Source organism: Micromonospora sp. CA-244673 (genome assembly GCF_050948395.1).
GTDB lineage: Bacteria > Actinomycetota > Actinomycetes > Mycobacteriales > Micromonosporaceae > Micromonospora.
The window spans coordinates 4,589,572-4,600,107 of the sequence record NZ_CP192019.1 but is presented as its reverse complement, the minus strand read 5'-3'; the positions used below and the strand labels follow the sequence as shown (position 1 = coordinate 4,600,107).

Annotated in this window: 10 protein-coding genes; 6 read left to right on the top strand and 4 right to left on the bottom strand. The window is 70.9% G+C overall.

The window, feature by feature from the left end; all coding sequences use genetic code 11:
* Positions 1-237: 237 nt before the first annotated feature.
* A complete protein-coding gene (gene rfbA / locus ACQP12_RS21425; RefSeq protein ID WP_433281406.1) occupies positions 238-1,113 on the bottom strand; it encodes a glucose-1-phosphate thymidylyltransferase RfbA in 876 nt (291 codons plus the stop codon).
* Between the two features lie 305 nt (positions 1,114-1,418).
* Here rfbA and rfbB point away from each other — a divergent pair, with 305 nt between their 5' ends.
* The 4 genes from rfbB (at position 1,419) to ACQP12_RS21405 (ending at position 5,732) form a co-directional block, all read left to right on the top strand.
* A complete protein-coding gene (gene rfbB, locus ACQP12_RS21420; protein WP_433289359.1) occupies positions 1,419-2,417 on the top strand; it encodes a dTDP-glucose 4,6-dehydratase in 999 nt (332 codons plus the stop codon).
* Between the two features lie 93 nt (positions 2,418-2,510).
* Complete coding sequence (locus ACQP12_RS21415; protein ID WP_433281404.1) at positions 2,511-3,476, top strand: carbohydrate ABC transporter permease; 966 nt, start codon at positions 2,511-2,513, stop codon at positions 3,474-3,476.
* Positions 3,473-4,303 carry a carbohydrate ABC transporter permease gene (locus ACQP12_RS21410; protein ID WP_357943676.1) on the top strand — a complete coding sequence of 277 codons (831 nt, stop codon included), beginning with the start codon at positions 3,473-3,475 and terminating at the stop codon, positions 4,301-4,303. Before ACQP12_RS21415 ends, ACQP12_RS21410 begins: the two co-directional genes overlap by 4 nt.
* Before the next feature lie 19 nt (positions 4,304-4,322).
* Positions 4,323-5,732 carry an ABC transporter substrate-binding protein gene (locus ACQP12_RS21405; protein WP_357943674.1) on the top strand — a complete coding sequence of 470 codons (1,410 nt, stop codon included), beginning with the start codon at positions 4,323-4,325 and terminating at the stop codon, positions 5,730-5,732.
* Between the two features lie 95 nt (positions 5,733-5,827).
* Here the strand turns inward: ACQP12_RS21405 and ACQP12_RS21400 are convergent, their stop codons facing one another.
* Positions 5,828-6,982 (bottom strand): glycerophosphodiester phosphodiesterase family protein, encoded by a 1,155-nt coding sequence (locus ACQP12_RS21400; protein ID WP_433281401.1) that lies wholly within the window; start codon positions 6,980-6,982, stop codon positions 5,828-5,830.
* Positions 6,983-7,131: 149 nt separating this feature from the next.
* Here ACQP12_RS21400 and ACQP12_RS21395 point away from each other — a divergent pair, with 149 nt between their 5' ends.
* A complete protein-coding gene (locus tag ACQP12_RS21395; protein WP_433281399.1) occupies positions 7,132-7,692 on the top strand; it encodes a hypothetical protein in 561 nt (186 codons plus the stop codon).
* A 78-nt stretch (positions 7,693-7,770) separates the two neighbouring features.
* Positions 7,771-8,823 (top strand): FAD-dependent oxidoreductase, encoded by a 1,053-nt coding sequence (locus tag ACQP12_RS21390; RefSeq protein ID WP_433281397.1) that lies wholly within the window; start codon positions 7,771-7,773, stop codon positions 8,821-8,823.
* A 23-nt stretch (positions 8,824-8,846) separates the two neighbouring features.
* On the opposite strand, the gene ACQP12_RS21385 is transcribed toward ACQP12_RS21390, so the two are convergent.
* Entirely contained in the window at positions 8,847-9,266 is a 420-nt protein-coding gene (locus ACQP12_RS21385) for a PPOX class F420-dependent oxidoreductase (protein WP_357943666.1), read from the bottom strand.
* Positions 9,267-9,330: 64 nt separating this feature from the next.
* Entirely contained in the window at positions 9,331-10,533 is a 1,203-nt protein-coding gene (locus ACQP12_RS21380; protein WP_433281395.1) for a D-alanyl-D-alanine carboxypeptidase family protein, read from the bottom strand.
* Positions 10,534-10,536 lie beyond the last annotated feature (3 nt).

The window sequence follows — 10,536 nt, the reverse complement described above, 5'->3', positions numbered from 1 at the left end:
TGAACGTCGATGTGCGGGAGGAGACGAGACATCGGAACCGTCGCGCCGACAGCGCGCCACCCTCGGCGTCGACAATTTCTGCCACAGCTAACGATCGCCTTATTCACCACTAAAGCTACTCGGGCGGACCGGGCGACAACGGTGCCGATCGGCATGCTTCGACCACGGGCGCGGGGCCGGTCCGGGCGCCACGACCGGCCCGCCGGCGCTGGTGGCCGGCGGGCTCGGGTCGGTCGATCAGGCGGCCAGCTCCCGGGCGATGCTCATCACGTACCGGCCGTAATTCGAGTTCGCCATCGTCGCGCCGAGCGCGTGGCAGGCCTCCGCGTCGATGAAGCCCATCCGCAGGGCGATCTCCTCGAGGCAGGCGATCCGGACGCCCTGCCGCTCCTCCAGGGTCCGCACGTACTGGCCGGCCTGCAGCAGCGCTTCGGGCGTGCCGGTGTCCAGCCAGGCGAACCCGCGCCCGAGGTCGACCAGTCGGGCCAGCCCCCGGCTCAGGTAGACGTTGTTGACGTCGGTGATCTCCAGCTCGCCCCGGGCCGACGGGCGCAGGTTCTTGGCGATGTCCACCGCGTCGCTGTCATAGAAGTACAGGCCGGTGATGGCCCGGTTGGAGCGCGGATGGCTCGGCTTCTCGTCGATCGCCACCAGCCGGCCCTCCGGGTCGGTCACCCCGATGCCGTAGCGCTGCGGGTCGTTGACCCGGTAGCCGAACAGGGTGCAGCCGTGCAGCTGCCGCGACTCGCGGTGCAGCAGCTGGGAGAACGCGTTGCCGTGGAAGATGTTGTCGCCCAGGATCAGGGCGCACTCGTCACCGTCGATGTGGCCGGCGCCGATGAGCAGCGCCTCCGCGATGCCGCGGGGCTGGGGCTGCTCGGCGTACGTGATGCGCAGTCCCCACTGGGCGCCGTCGCGCAGCAGGGTCTGGAACATCGGCAGGTCCGCCGGCCGGGCGATCACCAGCACCTCGCGGATGCCGGCGAACATCAGCACCGAGAGCGGGTAGTAGATCATCGGCTTGTCGCCGACCGGGAGCAGCTGCTTGGAGACCGGGATGGTGATCGGGTGCAGCCGGGTGCCGGAGCCGCCGGCCAGGATGATGCCCTTCACGCGTCGGCGCTCCTCAGGCCGGCGGACCGGGGTCGCACCGGCTGTCCCGACGATGTCTCGTGTTCGGTGGGAACAACAGAACGCATGGCATCCCCCGGAGCGGTCGGGCCAGGTATGTTCACCCGGACCCTACCGACGGAAACGGTACGCGCAACCCTGGGCGGTGATATCCGGTGCGATTGTTTGGGGCTCCTTTAGGGACGCCTTGTAATTGCTTGAGAGAATCGCCGGGAAGTGTCGTCGAAACGATTATTCCGGGTGCCCGGGAAGCGTAGCGACCGGTAGGATCTGGATTCATGACGAGGATGCTGGTCACCGGAGGCGCGGGCTTCATCGGGGCGAACTTCGTCCACCACACCGTGCGGCACCATCCCGAGTACCGGGTCCGGGTCCTCGACGCGCTGACCTACGCGGGCAACCGCGCCAGCCTCGGGCCGGTCGACGATCGGGTGGAGTTCGTGCACGGCGACATCTGCGACGCGGCGCTGGTGGACACCCTGGTCGCCGGCGCCGACGTGGTCGTCCACTTCGCCGCCGAGTCACACGTGGACAACTCGCTGCGCGACCCGGAGCCGTTCGTCCGGACCAACCTGCTCGGCACCTTCACCCTGCTGGAGGCCGTGCGCCGGCACGACGTCCGGTTCCACCACGTCTCCACCGACGAGGTCTTCGGGGACCTCCCGCTGGACGGGACCGCGAAGTTCACCGAGCAGACCGCGTACGACCCGTCGAGCCCCTACTCGGCCACCAAGGCGGGATCGGACCTGCTGGTGCGCGCCTGGGTGCGGTCCTACGGGGTGGCGGCGACGCTCTCCAACTGCGCCAACAACTACGGGCCGTTCCAGCACGTGGAGAAGTTCATCCCCCGGCAGGTCACCAACGTGCTGACCGGCGAGCGCCCGAAGCTGTACGGGACCGGCGTCAACGTCCGCGAGTGGACGCACGTCGACGACCACAACGAGGCGGTCCACCTGATCCTGCGGCACGGCCGGATCGGCGAGACGTACCTCGTCGGCTCCGGCGACGAACGCAGCAACCGGGAGATCGTCGAGCTGATCCTCGCCCTGATGGACCGGCCGACCGACGCGTACGACCTGGTGCCCGACCGCCCGGGGCACGACCTGCGCTACGCCAACGACTCCACGAAGCTGCGCACCGAGCTGGGCTGGCGGCCGCGGTTCGGCTCGTTCCGCGACGGGCTCGCGGCCACCATCGACTGGTACCGCGCCAACGACTGGTGGTGGAAGCCGCGGAAGCAGGCCGTCGAGGAGGGCTACCGCGCCGCCGGCGAGATCGCGAGCTGAATTCGCGCTCCGGCGAGCGCTGGAAAGAACCTCCAGCTCCGGGACCTGGATGGAAGGATTTCTTTCCGTCCATGCCGTTGGTACTGTGCTGCCGTGCCTGCCCCTCGCACCGTCAGCGCCCCACCGGATGACCGCGCCCCGACCGTGGAGTCCACCCCCGCCGCCGTCCGGCGGGGGAAGCCGGCACGCTTCACCGAATCCGGTCTCGGGTGGCTGCTGCTGCTGCCGTCCGTCGTGGTCTTCGCGCTGTTCGTGTTCTGGCCGCTGGGGCGGACCCTGTACCTGTCCGTCCACGGCAACGACCTCTTCGGCGCCCCGTCGGTGTACGTTGGCGCGGAGCACTACCGGGAGATGCTGTCGGCCGAGTTCGGCAAGGTGCTGGCCACGACGGGCCTGTTCACGCTGTTCTCGGTGGTGCCGGCCGTCCTGGGCGCGCTCTTCGTGGTGCTGCTGCTGGAGGCGCGGATCCGCGGGGTACGGGTGCTGCGCACCGCCTTCGCGCTGCCGTTCGCGTTCTCGGTGGCGACCGCGTCGGTCATCTTCGCCGTCATCTACAACCCGGCGATCGGCGTGGCGAACGGCGTGCTCGGCTCCCTCGGGATCGACCGGGTCAACTGGCTCACCGACCCGTCGATCGCGCTGCCCGCCGTGGCCGCCGCGACGGTGTGGATGAACTTCGGCTACAACGTCCTCGTGCTCTCCGCCGGCGTCGCCGCGATCTCACCCGAGGTGGTCGAGGCCGCACGGCTGGACGGCGCTTCGGGCTGGCGGCTGGCGTCCCGGATCACGGTGCCGCTGCTCTCCCCGCAGTTGTTCTTCCTCGTCGTGGTGTCCACGATCCACGCGTTGCAGAGCTTCGGGCAGATCCACATCCTGACCAAGGGCGGCCCGGACCAGGCCACGACGACGCTTGTCTACTCGATCTACGAGAAGGCGTTCGCCTTCGGGTCCTCCGACTTCGGATCGGCCAGCGCGCAGGCCGTCGTGCTGCTGGTCGTCATGCTCGGCTGCACGGCCATCCAGTTCGGCATCCTCGAGCGGCGGGTCCACTACCGATGAAAAAGTTCAGCCTGGGGCAGGTCGCCGTCTACGTCGTGCTCGGCCTGGCCGCGATCCCGGTCCTGTTCCCCATCTACTACGGCTTCGTGGGGGCCGTGATGGGCCCCGGTGACCTGGCGACCTACCCGCCCGCGCTGGTGCCGCACGAGCTCTACTGGCGCAACATCGGCGACGTCTTCCGCTCGGTGCCGCTCGACCGGTTCTACGTCAACTCCGCCGTCCAGGCCGGGGCCATCACGGTGGCCCAGATCGTCACCAGCATCCTGGCCGCGTACGCCTTCGCGTTCCTTCGCATGCCGGCGAAGGCCGTGACGTTCGCGCTGTTCCTCGCCACCCTCATGGTGCCGTGGGAGGCGATCATCATCCCCAACTACCTGGCCATCTCCGGGTGGGGTCTGGCGCGGGGAGGGCTGACCTACCTCGGTCTCGTGCTGCCCTTTCTCGCCTCGGCCTTCGGGACGTTCCTGCTGCGCCAGGCCTTCCTGCAGTTCCCGACCGAGTTGCGCGACGCCGCGGTGATCGACGGGTGCGGCCACTGGCGCCTGCTGTGGCGGGTCATCGTGCCCCTGTCCAAGCCCTCGATCGCGGCGGTCGGCGTCTACGTCTTCCTCTCGGCGTGGAACCAGTACTTCTGGCCCCTGATCCTGATCCGCGACTCCGAGTTCCAGACGCTGCAGATCGGCATCTCGCAGCTCAACGACGCCGAGGTGGCGCAACCGGGCCTCGTCCTCGCGGGCGTCGCGCTGTCCCTGCTCCCGACCTTGGCCGTCGTGCTCTTCGGTCAGCGCTACATCGTCCGCGGCCTCACCGCCGGCGCGCTGCGTTAACTCAAGAAGAGGAGAACCCGTGAGACAACCCAAGCTCCGTCGGGCCATGGCGGCGTTCGTCGCCCTGGCCGCCGCCGCCGCACTGACGGCGTGCGGCGGTTCCGGGGACGGCACCGATTCGGCCAAGGACGCGCTCGAGGCGCCCGGCGCGGAGGTGCTCGAGAAGGCCACCGACAAGACCACCATCGAGTTCTGGCACGGGATGAAGGGCGCCAACGCCGCGGCGATCGACAAGCTGGTCGCCGACTTCAACGCCCAGAGCGGGGGCAAGGTCGAGGTCAAGGCCATCTACCAGGGCAACTACGACGAGACGATCGCCAAGTACAAGGCCTCGGTGCAGCAGAAGAACACCCCGGCGCTGGTGCAGATCTACGACATCGGCTCCCGGTTCATGGTCGACTCGAAGCAGACCGTGCCGATGTTCAAGTTCATCGACAAGGACAAGTTCAACGCCGGCGACATCGAGCCGAACATCGCCAACTACTACTCGATCGACGGCAAGCTCCAGTCGATGCCGTTCAACACGTCCACCCCGCTGCTGTACCTGAACAAGGAGGCCTTCGTCCGGGCCGGCCTCGACCCGACCAAGCCGCCGGCGAACCTGGACGAGATCGGGGAGATGGCGAAGAAGCTGACGGTCAAGGACGCCGGCGGCAAGACCATCCAGTACGGCTTCGGTGCTGCCATCTACGGCTGGCTGCTCGAGCAGTTGATCGCCACCGACGGCAAGGAGTACTGCGACAACGGCAACGGGCGTAAGGGCCTCGCGACGAAGGTGCAGTTCGACCAGGAGACCGGCGTCCGGGTGGCGCAGTGGTGGGTGGACCTGGTGAAGGGCGGCTACGCGACGAACACCGGCCGCAAGACCGACGACGCCCAGGCCGCCTTCAAGGCGGGCACCGTGGCGATGCACCTGGAGTCCACCGGCGCCATGCGTGGCTACGTCGACGCCGCCAAGGGCAAGTTCACCGTGCTCACCGCGCCGTACCCGAAGGCGAGCAGCTCCGCGACGGGCGGGCCGATCATCGGTGGCGCCTCGCTGTGGATCAACGGCGTCGGGCACAGCGACAAGGAGAAGCGTGCGGCCTGGGAGTTCGTGAAGTTCGCCCTGAGCCCGGTCCAGCAGGCCAAGTGGCACACCGGCACCGGGTACGTGCCGGTCAACGCGAAGGCACTCGACGAGCAGATCGACAAGGACTGGGTGGCGCAGTACCCGCAGTTCAAGACCGCGGTGGACCAGCTGCACGCGCTGCCCCCGTCGGTCGCGTCGGCCGGCTGCCTGCTCGGGGTCATGCCGCAGGCGCGCAAGGCGTCGGAGGACGGCCTGGAGGCGGCCATCGTCGGTAGCAAGCCGGCCGACCAGGCCATGAAGGACGCCGCGGCGAGCGTGCGGCCCGCGATCGACAGCTACAACAAGTCGGTCGGCTGACCAGACGTCACCCCCGAGGGGGAACACCTCGGGAAGAGGGGCCGGCTCCGTGGGGGCCGGCCCCTCGACGCCCGGCCGGGCCGCACGAGGTCGGCTCAGACGATGTAGGCGTACAGGTCGACGAGCGTGCCGTCGGCGCGGTGCAACCCGGCGGAGTCGCCGTGCGTGCCGTTCCAGACAGCGGTGGTGCGGCCGTTGTGGTAGGTGGTCGCGTCATCCCTGCCGGGACCGGTGTGCACCCGCAGCAGCCCGCCCGGCGGGAGGACGTAGCCGTCGCCCACGACGATCCGGGCGGACGACTGGCTCCGCAGGTACCAGCCGCTGACGTCCACCGGCTGTGCGGAGACGTTGCGCAGGACGACATGCTCACCGGCCCGCGGCGGCTCGTCGCCGGGGGAGTGGTGCCGGATGTCCTGCACGACCACGCCCGCGCCGGGCACCGGGTCCCGGCCGCGCAGCATGTTCCTCAGCGCGTACGGGTAGTTGGTGATCATGCCGGCGGCGCCGAGGTCGAGGGCCCAGCGCCACAACTCGGGCGAGTCGACCGTCCACGGCACGACGGCCATGCCCGCCTCGACGACGCGGGCCGCGTCCTCGGGTCGCAGCCGGCGGATGTCCGGGTTGACCGAGAAGGCCCATTCGGCGAGCTCGGTCAGCTTGCCGCTCGTGGGCACGTCGTAGGCGATCAGCGCGACCGGGACGTCGGGCAGCAGCGCGTGGAAATCCCGGACAGCCTGCTCGTCGAAGGACCCGACGACAAGCGGCTGCGCGCCCGGCTCGATCCAGTCGCGACGCGGGCGCAGCCGGGCGGCGACCGCGTGCGCCAGCCCGGGATTCGCCGCGGGCGACTTCAGTTCGAGGTTGAGGCCGACCCGGCCCCCGAGCAGGTCGAGCAGCTCATCGAGGGTCAGGATGCGCTGGCCGGTGAAGTCCTCGTCGTACCATCCCCCGGCGTCGAGTTTCCTGAGCTCGGTGAGGGTGAGGTCGTGCACGTTCCAGGGCGCGCGGTCCGCAAAGGTCAGCCGGGCGTCGGTGGTGCGGGCGAGCGTGACGTCATGGATGATCACCAGCTCGCCGTCGGCGCTGAGCTGCACGTCGGTCTCGATGTAGTCGGCGCCCTCGGCGATCGCGCGCTCGAAGGCGGCCGCCGTGTTCTCCGGCGCCGCACCGGACGATCCCCGGTGCGCGTACGTCGCGGGCCGCCTGCCGCCACGGCCGGCCACTGCCCCGCCGGCAGGTGCGTCAGCCACCAGGGTGGACCTTGACGACTGAAGCGTGCTCATCCGAGAGCTCCCCATGATCGGGACCGGCAGCTACGAACCGACCCTAACGCCCACCGGCGAGGTCCACCTTCCGGCGGCCGGACGGCGGCCCTTGACAGGGGCGACACGATTCAGACGTGAGCCGTCCGCCCACGCACCCGCCCTACCCCGGTGCCGGATCCGCGCCGTCGGGGCGGGCCAGCGCGGGGTGGTGGGTCCTCGGCGCCGTTCTGGTCGCCGTGATCGCGGTCGGCGGCATCGTCGTGTCCTGCGCCGGCTTCTGGATGTACGCGAACCACGACCGGCCCGAGCTGATCGACAACCCGCCGGTCAGCGAGGTGGCGGAGAGCGCGTGCGCCACGATGCGCGCCACCGTGGTGGCGAAGGCCGTACCTCCCGACGCCCCCGTCGACGCGCAGGCGCGCTCGATCCGGGAGCAGAACGCCGCGGTGACCGTCATGGTGGCGCAGGTGCGCGACCTGGACCGCGACCTGCGTTCGGACGACCGTCCGACCGACGCGTGGCTGGCCGACTGGGAAACCCTCCTCGAGGCCCGCGAGCGGTACGCCGACGAGCTGGCCGCGGGCCGCCGGCCGCACTTCGTGGTACCGACCGCCGATGGCGGGCCGCTGACCGACCGGATGAACTCGGTGGGGTTGACCTGCGAGGTCCCGCCGCAGCTCATCGACCTCCGCTAGCCCCTCCAGCGCTGCGGGCCGGTGTGAGATCCATCGCCCGGGGGAAGTCCCGGGTTGGCCGGTGATGTTGTGCCGCACATGCCGGAGACGGATGTGCTGGTTGTCGGCGCCGGGCAGGCGGGCCTGTCCAGCGCGTACCACCTGCGCTCCTCGGGTCTCGACTTCGCGGTTCTGGACGCCGACGCGGCACCCGGCGGGGCCTGGCAGCACCGATGGCCGACGCTGCGCATGGCGACCGTGCACGGCATCTTCGACCTGCCCGGAATGCACTTCACGCCGCCACCGCCGGACGAACCGGCCGCCGACGCGGTGCCGGCCTACTTCGCCGCCTTCGAGCGTGAATTCGGCATCGACGTCCAGCGCCCGGTCGCCGTCGCGGCCGTCCGGAACGCCGGCGACGGCCGACTCCTCGTCGAATCGGACAAGGGCACCTGGACCACCCGGGCACTGATCAACGCGACGGGGACGTGGACCAGGCCGTTCGTGCCGTACTACCCCGGACAGGAAACGTTCCTCGGTCAGCAGCTGCACACCGCCCACTACCGGGGACCGGCGGATTTCGCCGGGAAGCGGGTGGTTGTCGTCGGGGGCGGAGCCTCGGCCGTGCAGCTCCTGGTCGAGATCGCCGACGTCGCGGCGGCGACGACCTGGGTCACCCGCCGCCCACCGGTGTTCCGGGAGGGGCCGTTCACCTCGGACTACGGGCGTGAGGTGGTCGCCAAGGTGGAGGCGCGGGTACGGGCCGGTCTGCCCCCCGGGAGCATCGCGAGCGCAACCGAGCTGGCCTGGACACCGCTGATGCGGGAAGCCCGGGAACGCGGTCTCCTCCGACGCCTGCCGATGTTCGACAGGATCGTGCCCCGCGGCGTCCGCTGGCCCGACGGTGCCGTGCAGGACGCGGACGTCATCCTCTGGTGCACCGGCTTCCGGCCGGCGCTCGACCACCTGGCCCCCCTGCGCCTGCGCGGACCCCGCGGCGGCATCGCCATGGACGGCACCCGGGTGGTCGGCGATTCCCGGATCCACCTGGTCGGCTATGGGCCGTCGGCCAGCACGGTCGGCGCGAACCGCGCCGGGCGGGCAGCGGTCCGCGAGCTGCGCGCGCTTCTGGCGGCGCCCGCCCTCGCCTGACCGCCCCCCGCCGACACGCCCGGTCAGCCGATCTGGTCACTGTCCTTCAGCGCGCCCCATCCGTGCCAGCGGTCGATCTCGATGAGGGCGCTGACCCGCCGGCGGTCGCGCCGCGGGTACGCCCTCCCGCCGTAGTGCTGGGAGAGCCGGTCGATGTCGGCCAGGTCCTCGTCGTCGCGGAGTTCGACGACCCGCCCGATGATCGTGACGTGGGTGTACCAGGCCTGCTCGTCCAGCACCGTGAGGGTGACCCGAGGGTCGTTGCGGAGATGGCTCAGCCGGCGGCGGCCCTCGTCCATGTTCACCAGGATCCGGCCGTCCTCCCACAGGTACCAGGTGGCCGCGGAGACCGGCTGGCCGTCGGGCCGGAGCGTCGCCATCACGGCGGGGTTCGCCTTCCGGAGCATGGTGACCGCGGGTTCGGGCAGCGGCGGCTTCGACATGGTTCTCCTCCTCGCGACAGCGTGACCTCCGCAATGTACGCAACCGTCGGGCCGACCGCCGGGGCTACGGTTTGGCCGCCGCCCGCGCCGCCCTCCGCCGCCAGGGAGCCGCCAGCAGCAGGACGGCCAGAGCGCCGGCGGCACCGAGGCCGAGGGCGGCCACCCACGACATGGACCGCCCGGGTCGGGCCGGCCCGTGCTGCTCGGCCTTGACCTGGGCGACGGGCTGGTCGTGCTTCTTCTCGTCCGGCGTGACCAGGCGGCCGACCGACGCGTCGGGGGAGAGCGCGAAGCCCCAGTTCAGCAGCGCCGCGGCCTCGCCCAGGCTGCCCAGGGGCGCGGTCTCCGCACCGAGCAGGGTGACGGCGAGCCGCCGGCCGTCGCGCTCGGCCACTCCCACGTACGTCTGCCGTGCCAGGTCGGTGAAGCCGGTCTTCCCGCCGAGCGTCCCCGGGTAGTGGTCCAGCAGGGTGTTGTCGTGGGTGAGGGAGAAGCCGGACCGTCCCGGCCCGGCCGGCACCTCCGCCACCCGCGTGGCGATGTACCGCCGGAAGTCCGCGCGGGCGTAGGTGGCGCGGGCGATCAGCGCCAGGTCGTACGCGCTGGTGTACTGGCCGGGGCCGTCCAGGCCGGACGGTGTCACGGCGTGGGTCTGGTTCGCGCCCAGCCGGTGTGCCTCGTCGTTCATCGCCCGCACGCCGCCCTGCCGCCCGGCGGTGCCACCGCCGACGCGGGCCAGCACGTTGGCGGCGTCGTTGCCCGACTTGAGGAGGAGCCCCAGCCACAGGCTCTCGATGGAGTACCGGCCGCCCGGCACCACGCCCATCACCGAGCTGGCCGGGTCGAGATCCTGCAGATCGGCCCGGGTCACCTCGACGACCTGTGTGGGGTCGAGGTGGGGCATCAGGGCCGCGGCGAGCAGCATCTTCTGCACGCTGGCCGGCGTGCGGTGCTCGTGCGGCCCGCACCCGCCCAGCACCGTGCCGCTGTCGAGGTCGGCCACCAGCCAGGAGGTGGCGGTCACCGCCGGGGCCATCGGCGCACCGGCCGGGATGGACAGTCCCGCCGTCGCCAGCGACGCCCCGCCGACGGCCTGGTCGGCGGGGCCGACCGGTGGCGGTGACGGTGCGGCCGGCGGGGCGACCGGCGGCTTGACGGCCGGGCAGGGCACGTACGGCGCGACGGCCCGTATCGGTGACGCGGACACCGGGGCTGGCATGGTCAGGAACGCGCTGAGCCCCACGGCGACTATGCGAATGATGGTCACGTC